This is a genomic window from Neptunomonas antarctica (genome assembly GCF_001305295.1).
Taxonomy (GTDB): Bacteria; Pseudomonadota; Gammaproteobacteria; order Pseudomonadales; family Balneatricaceae; genus Neptunomonas; species Neptunomonas antarctica.
Genome location: NZ_LJSI01000035.1, coordinates 76,165 through 95,820, shown reverse-complemented (window position 1 = coordinate 95,820; position 19,656 = coordinate 76,165). Strand labels below are relative to the sequence as shown.

Annotated in this window: 19 protein-coding genes; 13 read left to right on the top strand and 6 right to left on the bottom strand. The window is 44.1% G+C overall.

Annotated elements, in window-relative coordinates; translation table 11 throughout:
• Window positions 1–458: 458 nt before the first annotated feature.
• From Nant_RS08240 to Nant_RS08210, 7 genes are all read left to right on the top strand, one after another.
• Window positions 459–1,142: a hypothetical protein gene (locus tag Nant_RS08240; RefSeq protein ID WP_054341164.1), complete on the top strand. Its 684-nt coding sequence runs from the start codon at window positions 459–461 to the stop codon at window positions 1,140–1,142.
• Window positions 1,143–1,936: 794 nt separating this feature from the next.
• Complete coding sequence (gene tnpA / locus Nant_RS08235; protein WP_054341163.1) at window positions 1,937–2,245, top strand: IS66 family insertion sequence element accessory protein TnpA; 309 nt, start codon at window positions 1,937–1,939, stop codon at window positions 2,243–2,245.
• A complete protein-coding gene (gene tnpB / locus Nant_RS08230; RefSeq protein WP_054341162.1) occupies window positions 2,242–2,598 on the top strand; it encodes an IS66 family insertion sequence element accessory protein TnpB in 357 nt (118 codons plus the stop codon). The genes tnpA and tnpB overlap by 4 nt, the downstream gene beginning before the upstream one ends.
• 23 nt (window positions 2,599–2,621) lie before the next feature.
• Window positions 2,622–4,112, top strand: a complete 1,491-nt coding sequence (gene tnpC / locus Nant_RS08225; RefSeq protein ID WP_054341161.1) for an IS66 family transposase — start codon at window positions 2,622–2,624, stop codon at window positions 4,110–4,112.
• A gap of 291 nt (window positions 4,113–4,403) precedes the next feature.
• Window positions 4,404–4,862, top strand: coding sequence for a DUF2846 domain-containing protein (locus tag Nant_RS08220; RefSeq protein WP_054341160.1), 459 nt, complete (start codon window positions 4,404–4,406; stop codon window positions 4,860–4,862).
• Window positions 4,863–5,008: 146 nt separating this feature from the next.
• Entirely contained in the window at window positions 5,009–5,263 is a 255-nt protein-coding gene (locus Nant_RS08215; RefSeq protein WP_054341159.1) for a type II toxin-antitoxin system Phd/YefM family antitoxin, read from the top strand.
• Window positions 5,256–5,519, top strand: a complete 264-nt coding sequence (locus Nant_RS08210; protein ID WP_054341158.1) for a Txe/YoeB family addiction module toxin — start codon at window positions 5,256–5,258, stop codon at window positions 5,517–5,519. The genes Nant_RS08215 and Nant_RS08210 overlap by 8 nt, the downstream gene beginning before the upstream one ends.
• Before the next feature lie 297 nt (window positions 5,520–5,816).
• Here Nant_RS08210 and Nant_RS08205 read toward each other — a convergent pair whose 3' ends face one another.
• From Nant_RS08205 to Nant_RS08190, 4 genes are read right to left on the bottom strand one after another with little or no spacing between them, the layout of a single operon-like run.
• Entirely contained in the window at window positions 5,817–7,133 is a 1,317-nt protein-coding gene (locus Nant_RS08205) for a malonyl-CoA decarboxylase (protein ID WP_054341157.1), read from the bottom strand.
• 60 nt (window positions 7,134–7,193) lie between these two features.
• On the bottom strand, window positions 7,194–7,667 hold the full coding sequence (locus Nant_RS08200; RefSeq protein WP_143773577.1) for a YiiD C-terminal domain-containing protein: 474 nt from the start codon (window positions 7,665–7,667) through the stop codon (window positions 7,194–7,196).
• On the bottom strand, window positions 7,648–9,165 hold the full coding sequence (locus Nant_RS08195; RefSeq protein ID WP_054341155.1) for a malonate--CoA ligase: 1,518 nt from the start codon (window positions 9,163–9,165) through the stop codon (window positions 7,648–7,650). The genes Nant_RS08200 and Nant_RS08195 overlap by 20 nt, the downstream gene beginning before the upstream one ends.
• A gap of 60 nt (window positions 9,166–9,225) precedes the next feature.
• On the bottom strand, window positions 9,226–9,882 hold the full coding sequence (locus Nant_RS08190) for a GntR family transcriptional regulator (RefSeq protein ID WP_054341154.1): 657 nt from the start codon (window positions 9,880–9,882) through the stop codon (window positions 9,226–9,228).
• A gap of 183 nt (window positions 9,883–10,065) precedes the next feature.
• Here Nant_RS08190 and dctP point away from each other — a divergent pair, with 183 nt between their 5' ends.
• The 3 genes from dctP to Nant_RS08175 all read left to right on the top strand — a co-directional run bounded on the left by dctP (window position 10,066) and on the right by Nant_RS08175 (window position 12,972).
• The gene (dctP, locus tag Nant_RS08185) at window positions 10,066–11,061 is read left to right on the top strand and encodes a TRAP transporter substrate-binding protein DctP (RefSeq protein WP_054341153.1); all 996 of its coding nucleotides are present in this window, start codon (window positions 10,066–10,068) and stop codon (window positions 11,059–11,061) included.
• A gap of 70 nt (window positions 11,062–11,131) precedes the next feature.
• Window positions 11,132–11,656: a TRAP transporter small permease gene (locus Nant_RS08180; protein ID WP_054341152.1), complete on the top strand. Its 525-nt coding sequence runs from the start codon at window positions 11,132–11,134 to the stop codon at window positions 11,654–11,656.
• On the top strand, window positions 11,653–12,972 hold the full coding sequence (locus Nant_RS08175; RefSeq protein ID WP_054341151.1) for a TRAP transporter large permease: 1,320 nt from the start codon (window positions 11,653–11,655) through the stop codon (window positions 12,970–12,972). Before Nant_RS08180 ends, Nant_RS08175 begins: the two co-directional genes overlap by 4 nt.
• A gap of 151 nt (window positions 12,973–13,123) precedes the next feature.
• Here Nant_RS08175 and Nant_RS08170 read toward each other — a convergent pair whose 3' ends face one another.
• Window positions 13,124–13,768: a GntR family transcriptional regulator gene (locus Nant_RS08170; protein WP_054341150.1), complete on the bottom strand. Its 645-nt coding sequence runs from the start codon at window positions 13,766–13,768 to the stop codon at window positions 13,124–13,126.
• 514 nt (window positions 13,769–14,282) lie between these two features.
• Between Nant_RS08170 and Nant_RS08165 the strand changes: the two genes are divergently transcribed.
• The 3 genes from Nant_RS08165 to Nant_RS08155 all read left to right on the top strand — a co-directional run bounded on the left by Nant_RS08165 (window position 14,283) and on the right by Nant_RS08155 (window position 16,910).
• Window positions 14,283–15,332, top strand: a complete 1,050-nt coding sequence (locus tag Nant_RS08165; protein ID WP_082400147.1) for an ABC transporter substrate-binding protein — start codon at window positions 14,283–14,285, stop codon at window positions 15,330–15,332.
• Entirely contained in the window at window positions 15,307–16,140 is an 834-nt protein-coding gene (locus Nant_RS08160) for an ABC transporter permease (protein ID WP_238377096.1), read from the top strand. The genes Nant_RS08165 and Nant_RS08160 overlap by 26 nt, the downstream gene beginning before the upstream one ends.
• A gap of 77 nt (window positions 16,141–16,217) precedes the next feature.
• Window positions 16,218–16,910, top strand: coding sequence for an ABC transporter ATP-binding protein (locus Nant_RS08155; protein ID WP_054341148.1), 693 nt, complete (start codon window positions 16,218–16,220; stop codon window positions 16,908–16,910).
• Window positions 16,911–16,975: 65 nt separating this feature from the next.
• On the opposite strand, the gene Nant_RS08150 is transcribed toward Nant_RS08155, so the two are convergent.
• A complete protein-coding gene (locus Nant_RS08150; protein WP_054341147.1) occupies window positions 16,976–19,468 on the bottom strand; it encodes a fatty acid cis/trans isomerase in 2,493 nt (830 codons plus the stop codon).
• Window positions 19,469–19,656: the final 188 nt, after the last annotated feature.

The window sequence follows — 19,656 nt, the reverse complement described above, 5'->3', positions numbered from 1 at the left end:
CCACACCTGTGCTTGTAGCCCACGAGAGAATGCTTAAAATAGCGACAAGCTCCTAACCTCCTAATAAGCGCAGGAGCACTAAGGAGCTTGTATGCGTTTGAAAATGATCACACTTACCCTGTTAACACTGGCTTTAGCTGCTTGTTCAATTATTCCTGACCTGCCGGGGCCTATCGGGATTCCTGGGTTGTAAGCTGAAGGGGGCTCTACATTATTAGAGATAACTCATTGATCTTTAAGGCAAGAGGTTTATGCTCGTACGAAAGGAATGAATAACAGTAAGAGCATGGAGGCTTCTTTTGTCATCAACACCACTCTCATTTTTCCTTCAAGTTATTGATTTATAAAACTATGTGCCGCGAATCTTATTGCTTGTCTCCTTGTTAATGGGGCCAAAGCGTTATAAGGCCACGGTCTTTATCATTAGCTATTAAACCTCAAATTCTATCGGAGTAAATATGAAATACATAAGTATTATTTTCATTATTTTTATCATAAGTGGTTGTTCAACTCACATGACAAGTGTGGCTTATGAAGGGAATGGGTTCTCAACAAATGAATCTGAGCCCTTGATCAACAGTGTAATTGTTTCAGATGAAAGGGGAACTGATAGCAATTGGCTGGGGGCAATACGAGGCGGGTATGGAAATCGTATAAAAACTTTGAGAACTGAGGAATCTACGGACATTGTAGTTGAAAAAATGTTTCGAGATGCTCTTGATAAAAGCAACCTTTTATCAAGCTCAACGAAGTCCCCTTATAAAATAAAGGTAATAATAACAAAGTTTGATTGTAGCTATTACTTCAATAGAGAAGCCCATGCTTACGTGAATGTCTCGCTTATTGATAGTTCAACTTCAAATGTATATTTTTCAAAAGTTTATAAAACAGATGAAGTGGAGGCAGGAGTGGGCGCTGGAATATTTGGTAGTGTTGACACTCTGAGGAATCTTGCTGAGACGGCAATGAACAAAACGATTGATAAAACACTGTCGGATGAAGGATTTATTAATGCGCTTGAAAATTCTCATAAAGATAGAACTACTGAAAGACTAAATAAAATAGATAGCCTTTATAAAAACAAGATGATTAGTAAAGAAGAATATATAGAAAAAAGATCTGCCATACTTTCAGCTATTTAACTTGAAGGCTTAACAAGGCAATAAAGTCGAATTCGTAATAGTTGGCTCGTTCTGCTTAGCTTCATTTTAGCCAACTATTACTCACCGCTTATTGCGGCGTTGAGGTTCCCGAAAATCGGGGTAAGATCACAATTGTTCCTAACAGGAAATAAATGGGATCAGAATAAAATTATTGTTACTGATGTGGAATAGTTACTCTGACTCTAATATTTTCTGTTAAAAAACTTGAACGCCAAACATAAAAAAAGACCTTTATCATTTGTGTTTTGGGTGGCGGATTTCGAACCCAGATACTATGCCTTTTGTTGCACTAGTACACACCATAACGCTATGATTTTAAGACTTTGTGGTTTTTCGTTGGGGCTGTTAAACCACTATAGAAAGCTATGTTTTCGACACTTCTTCGACACATGTCATAACTGAATTTAGTTTCTCTGGCATCCTGATAAGAAAATGTGCATTATCAGAAAGATAAGGGACTGGTAGGTAAGATCCCGTACTAGGCTATATCATCAAAACACAAATGTTTATTTTCAGTGGAGGAAAATAGCGGACGTAACCATAATTCAGTTTTTCAATTAACAGCCTACAGGGCTGTACCTCACTTCGTACTGCCGATTATCGAGGTGTTAACGGATAATTCTAGATAAGAGTAAGACTAAAAATGTATAAAATTGAAAGTGTAAAGATAGATAATTTTTGGCAACGTTTTGTAAGCGCCGAAGCAACCACACCCTAACCCACGAAGTCACCACCCCGTAAAATGACTGCTCTTTTTATATAAGGAGTAGCCCATGACACAGGCACGCAATAAACAACAATGGCAAGACTTGCTGGATCAGCAAGCGATAAGCGAACTGTCGGGTGCGGAGTTTTGTCGCCAACAGCAGATTGATGTGAGTCAGTTTTATTATCATAAGGCGCAACGACATAAAGCCATGTCAGTAGACGATGGCGCACCTGCTTTTTTACATGCGCAGGTGACTCAACATCATACCCCGTCTCACCACGCATTGCGTTTACAGCATGGCAGCAGCGAACTTATTCTTCCCATCAGCACATCACCTGGCTGGGTAGCCGAACTGATGACGGCGCTGGCATGAAGATGTTCGTTGATATCGGTGCCGTCTATTTGCACCGCGAGGCCGTTGATTTTCGTAAGTCGATTAACGGCCTCAGTCTGATCGTTGAGCAGGACATGGCATTATCCCTCTATGACCCGGCGTTGTTTGTCTTTTGTAACAAACGCCGGGACAAGCTGAAAGTGCTTTACTGGGACAGCAGCGGTTTTTGTTTATGGTATAAACGCCTCGAAGAAGAGCGTTTCAAGTGGCCGTGCAAAGAGGATAAAGCGACCATTTTACTCACCGAAGAACAGTTTCACTGGCTGTTGCGGGGTGTTGATATTCGTCAGTTAAAACCGCATGTTATCTTGAAGTATGGCTCGGATTTTTAGTCATTATCCTGTAAAATAAAGGCATGTTATTACCCGATAATCTCGTCCAGGAAGTTCGCCAACTCAAGCAGGTGATTGATCAAAAAGATCAACGTATCAAACTGCTTGAGGAAGTCATTCGCGTACAGAATCAACAACGATTTGGCGCCTCCAGCGAAAAATCCACAGACGATCAGGGTCAGTTATTTAATGAAGCGGAAGCGCTGGTCGATATACCAGAAAGTGGTGACGAGACTGAGATAAGTGTCCCGGCTCACACTCGCAAAAAACAGAAGCGCGTCTCGATTCCTGATGATCTTCCCTGCGAAGATATTATCCACGACCTGGATGAAACCGATAAATTCTGTCCACACGATGGATCTGCACTCACCTGCATCGGCGAAGAAAGTCACAAGCAACTGGATATCGAACCGGCTAAAATCAAAGTGCTGCGTCACCTGCGTAAAAAATATGCCTGTCCCTGCTGTGAACAGTACCTGATCACGGCCAGCAAACCTGCCCAACCGATTGAAAAATCCATTGCCGCCCCGGGGTTATTAGCCTATATCAGCGTCAGCAAGTACGTTGATGCGCTGCCATTGTATCGGCAAGTCGCTATCTTCAAGCGCATTGGTATAGAGCTGGACCGCACCACGCTGGCCAACTGGATGATCAAGATGGGCGCGTTAGTTCAGCCGCTGATTAATCGCCTTCAAGAGATCGCTATTGAACAGTCTGTATTACACATGGATGAAACGCCGGTGCAGGTGTTGAATGAGCCAGGAAAAAAAGCGCAGAGTAAAAGCTATATGTGGCTAATCGCCACACAGGCGAGCCTGCCAGTGGTGCTTTATCATTACAGCACAGGCCGTAGCGGCGACACGCCCAAAGAATTATTAGTCGATTTTAAGGGTGCGTTGATGACGGACGGATATGAAGGCTATAACGCGGTGTGCGTTAGCAATGAGCTTACGCGTCTTGGCTGCTGGACGCATGCGCGTCGTAAGTTTATCGATGCACAACGCCAACAACCCAAAGGCAAGTCGGGCAAAGCCGATATGGCACTGAGTTTTATTCAAAAACTCTACGGCGTGGAAAAATCCTGCAAAGATAAGTCGATTGATGAGCGATACCATCTTCGACAAACAGAATCAAAACCGATCATTGAAAAACTCCGGCAATGGCTGGAGAAAGCACGACAACAGACACCCCCCAAATCAACGCTCGGCAAAGCCGTTAACTATCTGCACAATCAATGGTCAAGACTGGTTGCTTATCTGGATGACGGTCGTTGGCCGATTGACAATAATCGTGCTGAAAATGCGATACGCCCCTTTGTCATCGGCAGGAAAAACTGGTTGTTCTCGACAAGCCAGGCGGGTGCGCGTGCCAGTGCAAATGTGTATAGCCTAATAGAAACGGCGAAAGTGAATGGCCTGGAACCGTACGCCTATCTGAAAAAGATCTTCACCTTGCTGCCGCAAGCACAAGCACTAGAAGATATTGATGCATTGCTGCCGTGGGTGGATGTGTAAAGTAGCAAGAAGACAGTCACCTCCGTGGTAACGCCAACCTTCCATTGCGAGTTCTCTTCCTGAGAATGCCTTCCATGCCATAGGCTCACCCTGAGCCTATATTCAATATAGACACCTTATGATGATTTACAAGTAAACGGCCTTTGGAAGTAAGGAGGGTGTGCTTCGTACTGCGCTTACGTTACTCTGATCTTAATTTGGGAGTTGAATTCGGGCTCAACTGCAGCCTGTAAGCTGGCTAGGGTCTCCAAAATATCAATCGAAGCTCATCGATAAATCAAAGAAAAGATAATGAAAAAAGTAGTACTCTTCGCTGCTGTAACGGTGTCACTCTTATCAGGATGTTCATCTGTTCCAATGGAGTCTCTGGAGCAAACTGAGATGGCAAAACGGTTTAATTCTCCTTCTGTTGGACATGCTGGATTATATATTTATCGAGCTGGCTCATTTGGTGGAGCACTAAAAAAAGATGTCTGGGTTGATGGAAAATGTATAGGGAAAACGGCGCCTAACATTTTTTTCTACGAAGAAATTACGGGTGACGCAGAACATAAAATATCTACAGAATCGGAATTCTCACCAAACGACCTTCTCTTAAAAACCGAAAATGGTAAAAATTACTTCGTGAGTCAATACATTAAGTTAGGTGCTTTTGTTGGCGGAGCCAATGTAGAGCTGGTTGACGAAGAAAAAGGAAAGGCAGCCGTTGCAAAATTAAAAATGGCGAAAAAAGGGACATGCAGTAAATAGATTAATAAATGGGGCATGCGTTCTATTTTGCTTCATTCGCCTCATACCCTAAGCTTTAGTTGCTGATAAATATATATGTCCCACTTAATGTGCAGGTTAATTTTTTAGATTACACTTGTGCTATTAGTTGTACATGTGGAGGTTCTATGAAAATCGTATCTTTTACAGAAGCTAGAAATGGCTTAAAAGCGGTGTTAGACGGTGTGGTTAATGATGCGGATACCACAGTCATCACGCGCAGAGATGCCGAAGATGCCGTTGTGATGTCGTTAGATTATTACAATAGCCTAATGGAAACCGTGCATTTGCTTCGTTCACCGGCAAACGCAGCGCATTTGAACCGTTCAATTGCGCAATTCAAAGCAGGGAACGTCACTCAAAGAGATTTAATGGATGAGTAGCCGTTTACTTTCCTGGACGGGTGAATCATGGAGTGATTATCTGTATTGGCAAACACAGGATAAAAAAACGCTTAAACGTATCAACAAACTTATCAACGATGTTAAGCGATCTCCTTTTGAAGGCATTGGTAAGCCTGAGCCTTTAAAAGAAAACTTAGCTGGTTTTTGGTCCCGGCGTATCGATGATACAAATCGCTTGGTTTATACCGTTGATGAAAATGCAATTACGGTAATTTCATGCCGCTATCACTACTAAATTTGGCACTTGAAGAAAATAGGGGTCAGGAAAACAGAGGCCAGAGCACAATTTTTCAATTAATATCAACACGTATTTATCCGCTTATCTTACTCAGTGCTATATTCCAAAAAATGGGCCGTGACTTCTGAGACTCGCAGTTGCACGGCCTATAATTGGAATTGAAAGAAAGAGTGAAAGCACTTTAAAAGCAAGCTGTTGCGCTAGACTTTGCGCAGGGAACAGAAGAACAATCTATAAAAAAGACGGACACTATCTGGTGCAGATTAGATCAGGGTGCCCGTCAATAGGTTGGAGCTATATGGAACTGAGCTTCCGCTTAAAATCTTTTGAAGTAGCAATAACCCCGTCATTAATAAACGCTTCGTGATTTTTTTCTACTTCTGAAATTTCATAGAAATAATTGACCAACATGCCTGCCGATTGATCTAGTCCATTTGCTGACTTGTCGCCCATCCAGTTAAGTCGCTCAATTCTTGCACCGTTTCCTAAATGGAATCTAGCGACAGGGTCACAAGGGAGTTTGCCTCTTTTAGCATGGAACAAATATTTTTTACACAGGCCCATAAGGACAGGCTTAACGGCTTCAGATATTTCTTGGTCCTGATACCAATGTTCATTGCCTAAAAGACTCAGAACATCTCTATCAGTCTCTTTAATAAATTCACTATCGCCATTTTCCTGCTCGCGGGATAGCCACTTTAAAAAACCCGGTATAGGGGATAATGTGGAAAATTGTGTTAAATGAGGCAGCTCTCTCTTAAGCTCCATCACCACTTGCTTGATAAGAAAATTGCCAAACGATATGCCGGCAAGGCCTGCTTGGCAGTTACTGATTGAATAAAAAATGGCCGTATCTGTCTTATTCTCGCTAATTGATGCATCCAATGTAGGATCAATCAGAGGCGGAATAGAATCCGCCAGCCCTTTGACTAGAGCCACTTCAACAAATATGAGGGGTTCGCCTGGAAGTGATGGGTGAAAAAAAGCATAGCAGCGTCGGTTTTTACCTAATCTCTTTTTCAAGTCTTCCCAGCCCGACATATAATGCACGGCTTCATATTTAATCAGTTTTTCGAGAATGACTGCCGGGGAATCCCACCGGATTTCTTCAAGAGTAAGAAACCCCCTGTTAAACCATGATTTCAGCAAATGGCTTAAATCATAATCAATGGTCTTCAGCTCAGGGTTGTTTTTTATAAACCTTAATAAGTCACAACGAAGTTCCACAAGCGTTTCGGTACCATTAGGTGCCATATTGATGCGCCGGAATAACATTTGCCGAGGTGATTCAACTGCGTCGTTTAATGCCGCGTAAGCTTTATAATCGTTACTGGCTTTATATTCATTTGCTCTTTGAATCACTAATTCAGGGTTGGGTGAATAGCTCTCTAATAGGTGATAGAAAAATTTTAATTTTTCCTCTTCGTTTGATTTTCGGTAGGCTATGACTACAGCCATAGCAAATGCACTCCCCAGCGCTTCACCTTTGTTTGATAAAAGATTTGCACAGTGAGTTTCTAACGTCTTTTCCGGCAGCGATTTATCTCTCTTAGATAATATCTCTCTGCCTGCTTCTGCAACCGAGTTCAACAGCTCATTCAAACGCATCATTATCTCCCGATGGCATCTATTAGTAATAGATATTCGATAAGGGTGTTTTAGTAGCCTACGCTACTGTGTTTTGTTGGAGGCAAATAGCGTAAGTGTGTTGGTCGCTTGATGTCCTGCTTCATCAGAAATCTTGACCTCTACAACCAATCTAGCTTTACCGTTTTTTTCTAAGTCAGCTATGAATCTGTCATGCTTATCTTCAGTAATCGAAGCCTCTGCAATAATCCTATCTACAATAGGATGCCTATAGCGGATGGTTGCTTCAGATATGACTAAATCAGCTATGATCATCGCTTCCTGCAAGGAGTAAAAAATTAACCCCCAGGCAGCAAGGGAAGAGATGGAGTAGATACTTCCAGCAAAGGCTGTTCCGTGGATGTTTACGTTTGAGGGAGCCACAGGCGCTTCGAGACGAATCCGCCCAGAAGCCAAAGAGACCACCGTTAATTCCAGTGTTTTAGACGCTGGAATTGTCTGCTGCAAGACATATTCCAGCTCAGCCGCATCTTGCATCTCAGTGAGTGTAGATATCACTATAAGCCTCCCTCAGTTGCTTTTTCTGAACCTTACCCATCGCATTTCGTGGCAATTCATCTACAAAGAAAATCTTCTGAGGTTGCTTGAATCGTGCGATTTTGCCTTTCAGGTATTGTATAACACTCTTATCAGTGACCTCTGCTGTGCCGTCTCTCACGATTACGGCAGTAACACCTTCACCAAAATCAGGATGAGCAACACCAATCACAGCAGACTCTTTAACCCCCTCCAACTCATCTATGACACTCTCAACTTCTTTTGGATAAACGTTATACCCACCTGAAATAACGAGGTCTTTTGCTCTGCCAACGATACTGATTCGATTATCTTCGTCCATAATCGCCATATCGCCTGTAATGAAAAAACCATCATCACGAAATTCTTCAGCCGTTTTCTCTGGCATGCACCAATACCCCTGAAATATATTAGGGCCTTGAATTTCTAATACTCCGACTTCTCCACGTGCAACTTCTTTACCGGCCTCATCAGCCACTCTGGCAGTCACGCCAGGCAATGGATAACCAACAGTGCCAGGTATTCTTTCTCCATCGTATGGATTCGAAGTGATCATCCCCGCCTCGGTCATACCATAGCGTTCAAGAATTTTGTGACCACTCACCCGTTCAAATGCGTCGAACGTTTCAGATAAAAGCGGTGCTGAGCCTGCAACAAACAAACGCATGTTTTTGCATAGATCCCGGTTAAAATCAGGGTCATCCAGTAGACGCACATAGAAAGTAGGAACACCCATCATTACAGTAGCATTGGGAATATTTTCCTTAATCGCTTCTTGTGTGAATTTACTAAGGAAAATGATTTTAGAGCCATTTAAAAGTGCACAGTGCAGTGCGACGAAAAGGCCGTGTACATGGAAAATAGGTAGCGCATGTAGTAGTACATCACCTTTCTCCCACTGCCAATATTCATGCAGTACCTTAGCATTAGATGAAAGATTGTCATGTGATAGCATCGCTCCTTTAGAGCGACCGGTAGTGCCCGAGGTATATAAAATACAAGCCAGATCCTCGCCATTACACTCTTCAATGAAATCACTATAGGTGGCTTCTTTTAAAGCCTCCATAAGAGTGCCGCCACCGATGCCATCCAATGTCATCACATGTGGAACACCTAGCTTAAGCGCTTCAGCATTTACGCTCTCCGCTTCCTGTGGCCGGCATACCATCAGGTGTGGTTTTGCATCGTCCATGAAATAAGACACTTCTTGGGCTGTATAAGCAGTATTTAAAGGTATAAAAATCGCCCCAAAACGTAAACAGGCAAGGTAAAGTAAAACAGCTTCAGGTGACTTATCCACCTGCATAATGACTCGATCACCTTTACCAACACCCAACTGGGCAAGAAGCCATACCAAATGCCCCGTTCGTTCTTCAATCTGGCTATAAAGGAGCGCCCCATGTTCATGTTCCAGAAATACTGCATCAGTATCTGCAGGGAACTTAGATTGAAAAAGCTTGTAGATATTCTGGTCATTCATTCTTTTTATTCTCCTATTGTGTCATTTAGACCTGTTTTTCATTAATTTTTTATCGACTGACTACGAATGAAGTCTGGCAATGAAATCTGCAAAGTTTCCTCCCTGAACCGATATGTGTTGATTCGCTCTCAGAGAGGCTACATCTCCATCTTGCTGTTCGATAGCAACCAGAATGCCCAGATGTTCAGCATGCGATTCTGCTACTCGATTAAAGCAGTGAAGCTGCGCGTGACGATATGGGCTTAACCGTTTATTAAGCTTAGAGGCTGTTTGTTCGAGAAATTTATTTCGACTGGCGCTATATATGGCTTCATGGAAATCAATATTCAAAAGGAAATAAAGCTCAATATCACCCTTTTGTGCTGCTTCGAGACTACTTTCATGAGCATCTCTGATCCGTTCGATATCAGCAGGAAAAGCTCTCCTTGCTGCTAATTTGGCACACGTAGCCTCATAAAAGGCCATGGTTTCAAACATTTCGAAGAGGGTCTTCAGTTCTATTTTCATCACTGAAGCCCCACGCCTGGGCTGTATATCTACTAACCCACTTGCCTTGAGTTGAAGTAACGCTTCACGGATCGGCGTTCTTGAAACGCCAAAACGCTTAGCTAAGATCGACTCATCCAGTTTCTCACTTGGCTTTAAAATTCCTGTCAGAATGTCTTGCTCCAGAGCCCTCAGCACCATTGGTTGTATCGATTTAGGTACTATTTTCATTCTTTATAGCTTCCTTTTTTTCATTCTGACATGTTGTTTGTATTTTTAACTGTTACTTATGTATACAACAAAGCTTGACTAAAATGCAAAAATAATTATATTTTAGGTACAAGAGCATCTTCATTAATACATGGAGATGCTCTGATCTATACTCAAAACTCATAAAAATAAATGGAGTAACCGATGAATCTTAAACCTATCGTCCTCGCTTGCAGTCTTGTTGGCGTGAGCCTTATGGCAAGCACTGTACAAGCTGAAATGTTGAAAGCTTCTCATCAGTTTCCTGGTGGTAAAGGTGATGTGCGTGATGAAATGATGAAAATTGTTTCTAATGAAATTACTAAAGCTGACGTTGATTTGACTATGAGAATTTACCCAGGCGGTTCTCTATTCAAAGCCAAAGATCAATGGGTACCTCTCACTAAAGGCTTGCTTGATATGACGTTGGTTCCTCTTGCCTATGCAGCAGGTAAGCATCCTCAATTCGACGCTACTCTGATGCCTGGCTTAGTGAAAAATCATGCCCACGCCGCTCGACTAAGCGATTCACCATTTATGGAAGCGATTAAGGAAGAGATCAATGATGCGGGTGCCATTGTTCTGGCTGATACATGGATGGCCGGGGGGTTCGCTTCTGCTAAAAAATGTATCCTGGAACCTGAAGATGCTGAAGGACAAACATTTCGAGCGGCGGGTAAAGCTTTTGAAAGAATGCTAGCAGGAGCGGGAGCGTCTATCGCTTCAATGCCAAGCTCAGAAATTTACACAGCTATGCAAACCGGAGTTATCGATGCGGCTAATACAAGTTCCGCTAGTTTTGTCTCCTATCGTCTTGACGAACAAGTTAAATGCTTAACTGCTCCAGGTGAAAACGCTCTTTGGTTCATGTACGAGCCTCTTCTTATTTCAAAAATAACCTGGAATAAATTGAATGCAGAGCAACAGGCGGCCCTAACAGCAGCAGGAGATAAAGCGGAGAAATATTTCTTTGAAGAAGCGAAAGGTCTTGATCAGAAGATGGTCGATGCTTTTACAAAGTCTGGAGTTGAAGTGGTAACTATGACGACAGAACAAGCAGATAAATGGAAAGCAATTGCTCAAAACACTAGTTATAAGGTGTTTGCAGAGCAGGTGCCTGGCGGCAAAGAATTAATTGATCTGGCTTTATCGGTGGAATAAACCTCTATTGCTTACTTTCATAACGGTGGCCCGAAAGGGGTCGCCACGTTTTAAAAAACAGGCCGTTTTTATGATTATTAATTCATTCGTTGGATTCATTCGGATGCTATCTAAAATATGCGGATTCATTTCCGTAGCTTTAGTCGCCGGTTCCGTTATTGTTGTTTGCCAAATGGTCTTCGTTCGATATTTCATGGGTGAAAGTGTTGTATGGCAAACTGATTTCGTGACCTATGGTTTAGCTTCCTCGGTTTTTCTCGGTGCTCCATATGTTGCCCAAATGAAGGGACACGTCAATGTTGATTTGCTAACCATGTATGCCGCGCCGAAATATAAGAGGTTACTTGGATATATTACCATCTCGTGTGCATTTATTTTTTCTGCGATTTTTGCGTATACAGGCTGGGAGCTATGGTATGAAGCCTGGGAAGGCCAATGGACAACAGCGTCACTCTGGGCACTTCCATTGTGGATTCCATACTCATCTCTTGCCATTGGTATGACATTGCTTGCCCTTGAGTACTTTGCTGATGCTATTTGTGCCATTAATGATCAAACCGTTCCATTTGGTACCGAACCCGGAGGTCACTCTTGAGCCCACTTATAATTGGTGCGTTATTGTGCGCCGCTACCGTTATTATTCTCGCTGCCGGTGTTCCTGTAGCATTCTCTCTGGCGCTGGTCGCCGTAAGCTTTCTGTTTATTTTTGAGGGTCCGGAATCTTTAGGTGTTGTTGCAGAGACTATGTTTTCCAGCATCAGCCACTTTACATTAGTATCAATACCCATGTTTATATTAATGGGATCAGCAATAGCTAGTTCTCCTGCTGCAAAAGATTTATATGAAGCGCTAGATAGATGGCTTCATCGAGTCCCGGGTGGCTTGATTATAGCAAATCTGGGTGCTTGCTCGATTTTCTCAGCTCTTAGCGGCTCGTCTCCAGCGACGTGTGCGGCAATAGGAAAAATGGGCATTCCTGAAATGCGCTCGCGTGGATACCCGGCAAGCTTGGCTACAGGAGCAATAGCTGCCGGTGGTACGTTAGGCATTCTTATCCCTCCCTCTATTACTATGATTGTTTACGGCATCGCGACGGAAACCTCTATTGGACGCCTTTTTCTGGCAGGTGTAGTACCTGGCTTTATGCTCACCGCGCTCTTCATGACGTGGGCGTTGTATACTGCCAAGAAAAATGGATACCAAATTAATGGGTCGAATCGTAGCTATTCGATGGCAGAAAAGCTGAATGTCTTACCCCGTGTCATTCCTTTTATGCTGGTTATCATTGGCGTGTTGTACGTACTCTATGGAGGTATAGCGACACCCTCCGAAGCTGCTGGTGTCGGCGCTATGATGTGCGTTATGTTGGCGGTCGTAATCTATAAGATACGTGACGCTAAACGTCTATGGGAAATGCTGTCCAGTAGCATGAAAGAAAGTGTGATGATTCTGATGATCATTGCGGCATCAGAACTGTTCAGCTTTACTTTATCAAGCCTCTATATAACACAATCCGTAGCTCAATGGATTGCCATGCTGGACGTTAATCCCTGGGTATTGCTTGGAATAATTAATCTTTTTTTGCTCTTCTGCGGATTTTTTCTGCCTCCTGTTGCTGTTATTTTAATGACCGCTCCAATCCTGCTGCCGATCATTCTCAGCGCTGGATTCGATCCATATTGGTTTGCCGTTATATTGACTATTAATATGGAAATCGGGTTGATTACACCTCCCGTAGGGCTCAATCTGTACGTTATTAATGGCATATGTAAAGATGTCAGCTTGCCCACCATTCTCAAAGGGGCGCTACCCTTTATGCTTTGTATGGTTCTAGCGATCGTCATACTGACAATATTCCCTGAAATTGTACTTTGGTTACCTAATCTTGTGATGGGGCCAGAAATACACTGATCATTAATTAAGGAGAGTGGGGCATAAATTTTCTCATGTTCCACTTTCCGTAACTATTTTTAGAATAGTAGTTATTGATTATTCAGGGGTTGTAACTGACAAGATTTGGGTTGTCGGACATCGTGATACGTTAATATGGATGCCTTAATATTTAAGGAAGGCTAGCGACAAAATCACTAAAGCTAGCACCTTGAACATTAACATGATCTTTAAGCAGTTTTTCTGCCATATTTACATCCCTATCTTCAATAGCCTTGAATATTTGGCTATGTTCAGTAAATGATTCCATGACCCTATTTGAATTCCTTAACTGTGTTCTTCTATAGGGAGAGAGCCTGTTGCGCAATGCTATGGTTTCACTTGCTAAATAGCGATTTCTTGCAGCCTTATAGATAGCTTCATGAAAATCTACATTTAATGCGTAATACTGATCATAATCTTTATTCTCTGCGGCTGTTTGGCAAGCATTATGAGCATTACGTATATCTTCAATATCTTCAACTGATGCCCGACGCGCTGCTAGCCTTGCGCACATTCCTTCCAGTTCCGCCATGACTTCAAACATTTCAAGAAGATCTTTAAGTTCAATGGAGGCCACAACAGCCCCTTTTCTTGCACGCATCTCGATTAATCCAGCGGCCTTTAGCTGTAATAACGCTTCACGAACAGGTGTACGTGACACGCCAAAAATCTCAGACAATTTGGTCTCATCAAGACGATCTCCAGGCTTTAGCTTTCCTGTGAAAATTTGATTTTCAAGCTCTTTTCGTAGCTCCGCATGCCTACCATGACTCATATTTATTACCACAAATATTTATTAGACTTACCTTCTGTATTATTACACAGCTTTTGGATTTTAATCATATAGTCCTGAATTAGTGACTTCAAAGTCACTTAAAACGCGAAATACTTAAAACCCTGCAATAACTGGCCTGATTTTAGCTTGTCTACAGAATCTGAGGCTAAATCGAGAGCCGTTTACTTTCATGGACGGGTGAATCACGGACTGACTACTTATATTGGCAAACACCAGATGCAAAAACGCTTTGTGAAGTTTTTTATCTTTGTCTCTCAGCTCTTCATAGATAGCCCGGGTATTACCCTCAAAGACCAGTGATCTTATCCATTTCCCTAGGTTTGTAATGTCTTTTTTGATGTCGTATATCAGTTAACACGCAAAATCAAGGACTCTACCTTTGGTCTTATGAAAGGGGTCACAAGTAGTATGTTTTGAGGTTACCTCCGGTTTTATGATAGGTGAAGGTAGTATTTAAGGGCCTGAAAAAAATCATTACGACCCGAGGTAACGCATGCAAAATCCAGGAATTCCCTTGTTGAGGCGTGGGACATTGTCGAAAATCCCGGCAGCCTTTGCCGTAGTGATCGCGATGGTGTTGTTTAGCGAATTAACGCTGGCCGCTAAGTCCTCGTCTGCTATGGATCAGGGGGGCCCGGATAAACACAATAGCGTCACCGTGGCAGCACTGAAGTTTGGCACCCTCAACTGGGAGCTGCAGACAATGCAAGCGCAGTCCTTCGATCGCAACAATCAGTTTCAGCTGCAGGTGATGCCGTTGGCGGGTATGACGGCAACCCGAACGGCGCTGAAAAGTGGATCAGCAGATGTGATTGTGGCTGACTGGATGTGGGTCAGTCGTCAACGGGACATGGGCGACAAACTACAGTTTATTCCTTACTCCTTGTCAATCGGCAAAGTAGTGCTGGCCAAAGGCAGCCATATTAAATCTCTGCAAGACCTGCAGGGAAAACGCATCGGTATCGCCGGCGGGCCGCTGAGCAAAGGCTGGCTGTTACTACGGGCGCTGGGATTGAAGCAGGGGATCGATCTGAAGGCGGCAACCGAACAGCAGTATGGTGCGCCACCGTTGCTTAATGCCTCTCTGGAGAGGGGGCGGTTGGATGCGGTTGTGACTTTCTGGCATTTTGCCGCTCGCTTAGAGGGTCAGGGCTATCCGGTGCTGACGGACTTAAAGGCGGTCAGTAAAGCATTGGGTATGAATTCTGATCTGCCAATGCTGGGCTATGTTTTTCATCAACGCTGGGCTGAAGAGAACCCCGCCTTGGTGGCTTCGCTACAACGGGCCTCAGCCCAGACTAAATCCTACCTGTTGCAGCATGATGATGCCTGGAGCACCTTACGCCCTATGATGCAGGCCTCAGATGAGGCGGTTTTTCAGCAGCTGAAAAAAGAATTCCTGGCGGGCATTCCGGAGCCTCTCCAGCAGCAACAGTGGGTGGACGCCCAACAGATGTTTAGATTGCTGGCGGAATTGGGCGGCGACAAGTTGGTGGGTGATAGTCGACAACTGGACAATGACACGTTCTGGCGCCAACACTGATTTTTGTAATGAGAAGAGAAGAGTACCGCTAATGCCGATCTGGAGTTCAATCCGTACACAGTTGTTGTCGATGACAATACTGCTGTGTTTATGGCAGTTACTCTGCTGGCAGCTACCCTTCTCGCCGACGGGAGGAGCGGTGGTTGACTCACAATTGTTACCGTCGCCGCTCAGGGTTGCGCAGGTTATGTGGCAGGAATGGCAATCGGGGGAGTTGGCGTATCACTTACAGGCGACGCTGTTGCGGGTAGCGATCGCGTTTTCTGTGTCGATGTTGCTGGGTTCTGTGCTCGGTGTGTGGATGGGGCTTAATGCCGGTTTAAACCGATGGTTGGATCCGATACTGGTATTTTTTCTGAATATTCCCGCGCTGGTGGTGATCATTCTGTTCTACATCTGGATGGGGATGACAGAGTTTGCTGCGATTGCCGCAGTGGTGATGAACAAGGTGCCGAATGTGGTGGTGACCCTTCGTCAGGGTACCTGGAGCCTCGATACCCGATACCGGGCGTTGACTCAGGTGTATCGCATCAGCCGGTTCCGCCAGATGAAAGAGGTCATCCTGCCACAGTTGGCGCCGTACCTGTTGGTGTCTACCCGTTCCGGTGTGGCGTTGATCTGGAAAATCGTGCTGGTGGTGGAGCTGTTGGGGCGTAGCGAAGGGGTTGGTTTTCAACTGCATCTGGCGTTTCAGATGTTCGATGTGACGATGATACTGGCCTACAGCCTGGCCTTTATTCTGATCGTGCAGGCGATTGAGTGGCTGCTGCTGCAGCCCTGGGAAAAGTACCAGAGTCGCTGGCGCTAACCGCTTGAAAAACAGTGTTAAAAAGCACTCTTAAAAGCATGCTTGAAAAACATTCTTGAAAACAACAGGGGAGAGAGATGATCGACCTGCAGATCCAGAGTAAATATTTTGCTTCTCATGTGCTGTTTGAACGTTTCCAGTTGCAGCTGGAAAGGGGTGAGTTGCTGTGTCTGCTAGGACCCTCCGGCTGCGGAAAAACCACGTTGCTGAACATCATTGCGGGTCTGGATCGTGACTATGAAGGGTCGCTGATCACGCAAGAGTTATGTATCAGTTATATGTTTCAGGAGCCGTGCCTGTTGCCCTGGCGCACGGTGCGCCAGAATCTGGAACTGGTCCTTGATCCCAAAGATTATTTTAAAATCAAACCGCTGTTGGCAGAACTTGGGCTGGAAGCATGGATGGATCTTTACCCCAAAACGTTGTCGTTGGGGATGGCCCGTCGGGTTGCACTGGCCCGCAGTCTGATCGTAGAGCCGGATCTGATACTGATGGATGAGCCCTTTGTTTCTCTGGATCCGCATACGGCAGAGGAGTTACATGCATTGATTAAAAGTGTCCGGCAACGACGACCACAAACCTCAATCGTACTGGTGACCCATGACCTTCAGGAAGCCGTGTTTTTTGCCGATCGTATCCTGATGCTGGGTGATAGACCTACCCGAGTACTGAGTGAACATCGGCCCGGTGAACTGACCGGAAATGAAGAGGGTGCGGCTGTCATGGTGCGAACATTAAAAGGTGCCTACCGGGAGTTTGAATCGAGTTAAGGGTAAAAAACTTACCCTTATGTATTTCTTCCCCGCCTATTAAGCTTAGAAATCCCCGCAGTTTGTTACCAATTTCCATAACGGTTCATGTCATATATACCGGCTTCTAGTGGCCTGGTGGCTTGTAGATAATCTTTGAAACTATGAAACACATTCCAGAATTGTGGATTCATGCGACCTAAGCTCCAGCGTTGAATAAATTGTTCGAAGGATTTTGCGGAATCTATAGCACTGAATGACGTCACAAAATCATCTAGCTCTGCTAAGTTCATTTGCAAGATCAGATTAGGGTAACTTCCTATAGGGGCGGGCATAATGGTCAAACTGTCGAGTTCTTCTTGATAGCGTAATGATTCACCGAGTAAGTAGGCGACACTGCTATGGCGACGATTGCGTATGAGGGTGTAGACGAGGAAGTTTTCATTAGCCTTTGTGTGAGTCGGGTTTTGATCCAGATTAATTCTGACAAAACTCACTTCGGGTAACCATTTTATTCCTGCTAATTGTGAAGCGGGTATGGCCGCAATTTTGCTCATGGCGTGTGCTACTTGCGCATGAAGTGAGTCTTCAATCTGTGTAGCACACCCGTCATTGCAACGGTTGATGGGATCGTCACCACCGTTGAGCGCGGGGTATTTATCAAGTAAGGTTTCCAGTAGTTCATGTTTTGGCTGGTTGCGAGAATACGGAATATTGCTGGGTGTTTTTACATCCAGCTCATGGTAAGCGATTTCAGTTTTTATGATGGCGCTTGATTGGTACCAACTGTCGTAGAGAGCCTGTCGGGAAGCGGCTGGTATAAAGCGTAAAAAATTAGTTTCTGCACCATTTCTGATCAAATCAAAATATAAACGTGTTTGTGTTTGATGGGAAATACTACCAAACACATCGAAGTTAGCGACAAGCTCATAATAGGTACGTTCCAGTAAGGGGTAGCCCATAAGCCATGCTGTTAATGGAATCTCGCCTTGCCATCCTTCGGTTACTGAGGCGCTGTTATGATGCCGAAATACTGTTAAAAATGCATTGTTGTTCGTCTTGTCGCCGTCCCATATATGGTTCAGTTCCGGGCCTTTTGGGAACTGTTGTTGGTAGGCTTTCTGGCGCAGGTCCAGGTATTGATTGCGGTCTTCGTTATAACGCAGCCACTGGCTACCAAAATTCAGTAGTGATGTTTCTTCGCCGGGTAATCCTAAATGTTGATTGACCGATAACTGATAGTTAGCGTTGTTGGTGTAGTGTTCAACGTTAGGATCTTCAAACATTATCCAGAATTGGTCGCGAATCACATTCGTTGCAATTTGTCCTCGGCATACCGGACCTCGAATAAAGTTTCTGACGAAAAACTCGGCATCATCCAGTAAAAATTGATAACGCTGTTTTGCTGGAATCGCTGCAAATGTGAGGAATGGATTGGATCTGTCTTTGTAGCCGTAGCCGGGGAGGTTTTCAACACTCCAGTCTGATGTATAAAATAATTGTTGGTAGTGGCTGAGCCTGTCTGAATCAAAGCGATAGGTGATGTGTGTTTTATGCACGATGGTATCGATAATGGGTATCAGGCGATAGAAAAATGGCTTCTTAGGGTCATCATTGGGGCGTACCGTGGCCACTATAACCGGGGGTTCACCGGTTGGCGTGTAGGAACGTATGAGCTGGTAAAACTGCGTTGCTTTAGCGCGCGTGTTATTTATATCAGTGCTATTTATATCAGTGCGATTTACACCACGGTGGTGTAAATCGCTTTGGTTTAACTCATGGCTGTTTACATTGGCGTCGCTTAAATAAAGATGCCCGAGAAATAAATGCTCGTACAGGTAACGTGATAGCAGTGTTGATTTTTTGTCCGGTTGATTTAGCCACGTTTCCCATTGCTTCATCAGTAACTGTTCTTGCTTGCTGATAGTGACAGGTGCTGAATCGATTTTTGAACCTTGTTTCAGCCAGGTGGATAAAATCTGATATTCATTTTGATCTAAGCCAGAAACGGCCAGCGGCATGCCTCCATGGGGATATTCTTCGGCATAATCAGCAAACTCAGTGGGTGCGGGACAATAATTGACTCGATCAAACCCGAGCTGGATCTCTTCAGGCACCTTTTTATTGATCGGCAGTGGATTGTTCTTCGCCAGCGTTAGCATTTGCAGCATGAGCGGAGGGCTCGTTTCATGCTTGCTCTGGGTGTAGGCAGAGAGCACCGAATAAAATCCCTTGTTACGCCATTCTTGTGGCGTTTGTGCATCAACATAGAGCCGTGTTGGCGGAGTGTCCTGAAATCTTTCTCCATCATAAACGGGCTTTTTTGATGCGCCGCGCGCTAGTCCTTGTGAGGATTCCAGCTTGAGCTGGCAAGGTGCATCGTAACAGGCATGGCACGCCAGACATTTGTTATCCATGATGGGCTTGATGCTTTTTGAAAAACTGTAGGACTGCTCTGTTGCGGTGACGTGGTTTTCTATCAACTCTTCTGGTGGCTGCTGATTACCCAGAAGTAAAAATGCCATGCCGATGACAATAAAAACGCTTACGATAGCTCCGCTTTTTTTTGCTTTGTTCATACGTTATTTTATATCAAGGTAATCAAAAGCCTAGAGTAACAAATCGATGCACTTATGAGCGAATAAGAACACTTTTATTATTCAGCTGAAACAGAATGGGATAAGGATATAATAGCCAGGTCATGATGATTAGAATTCGCAGACGCCTTATATCATGTGACGTCATAATTTATACTTGAGTCCTATGT

What these genes read in the sequence shown, in the direction of transcription:
- Nant_RS08160 (WP_238377096.1), top strand. Translation starts at nt 15,307, where the DNA reads ATGACACGTTCTGGCGCCAACACTGATTTTTGTAATGAGAAGAGAAGA.
- Nant_RS08170 (WP_054341150.1), bottom strand. Translation starts at nt 13,768, where the DNA reads ATGAGTCATGGTAGGCATGCGGAGCTACGAAAAGAGCTTGAAAATCAA.
- Nant_RS08195 (WP_054341155.1), bottom strand. Translation starts at nt 9,165, where the DNA reads ATGAATGACCAGAATATCTACAAGCTTTTTCAATCTAAGTTCCCTGCA.
- Nant_RS08150 (WP_054341147.1), bottom strand. Translation starts at nt 19,468, where the DNA reads ATGAACAAAGCAAAAAAAAGCGGAGCTATCGTAAGCGTTTTTATTGTC.
- Nant_RS08220 (WP_054341160.1), top strand. Translation starts at nt 4,404, where the DNA reads ATGAAAAAAGTAGTACTCTTCGCTGCTGTAACGGTGTCACTCTTATCA.
- Nant_RS08205 (WP_054341157.1), bottom strand. Translation starts at nt 7,133, where the DNA reads ATGATGCGTTTGAATGAGCTGTTGAACTCGGTTGCAGAAGCAGGCAGA.
- Nant_RS08240 (WP_054341164.1), top strand. Translation starts at nt 459, where the DNA reads ATGAAATACATAAGTATTATTTTCATTATTTTTATCATAAGTGGTTGT.
- tnpB (WP_054341162.1), top strand. Translation starts at nt 2,242, where the DNA reads ATGAAGATGTTCGTTGATATCGGTGCCGTCTATTTGCACCGCGAGGCC.
- tnpA (WP_054341163.1), top strand. Translation starts at nt 1,937, where the DNA reads ATGACACAGGCACGCAATAAACAACAATGGCAAGACTTGCTGGATCAG.
- Nant_RS08190 (WP_054341154.1), bottom strand. Translation starts at nt 9,882, where the DNA reads ATGAAAATAGTACCTAAATCGATACAACCAATGGTGCTGAGGGCTCTG.
- Nant_RS08155 (WP_054341148.1), top strand. Translation starts at nt 16,218, where the DNA reads ATGATCGACCTGCAGATCCAGAGTAAATATTTTGCTTCTCATGTGCTG.
- Nant_RS08180 (WP_054341152.1), top strand. Translation starts at nt 11,132, where the DNA reads ATGATTATTAATTCATTCGTTGGATTCATTCGGATGCTATCTAAAATA.
- dctP (WP_054341153.1), top strand. Translation starts at nt 10,066, where the DNA reads ATGAATCTTAAACCTATCGTCCTCGCTTGCAGTCTTGTTGGCGTGAGC.
- Nant_RS08165 (WP_082400147.1), top strand. Translation starts at nt 14,283, where the DNA reads ATGCAAAATCCAGGAATTCCCTTGTTGAGGCGTGGGACATTGTCGAAA.
- Nant_RS08210 (WP_054341158.1), top strand. Translation starts at nt 5,256, where the DNA reads ATGAGTAGCCGTTTACTTTCCTGGACGGGTGAATCATGGAGTGATTAT.
- tnpC (WP_054341161.1), top strand. Translation starts at nt 2,622, where the DNA reads ATGTTATTACCCGATAATCTCGTCCAGGAAGTTCGCCAACTCAAGCAG.
- Nant_RS08215 (WP_054341159.1), top strand. Translation starts at nt 5,009, where the DNA reads ATGAAAATCGTATCTTTTACAGAAGCTAGAAATGGCTTAAAAGCGGTG.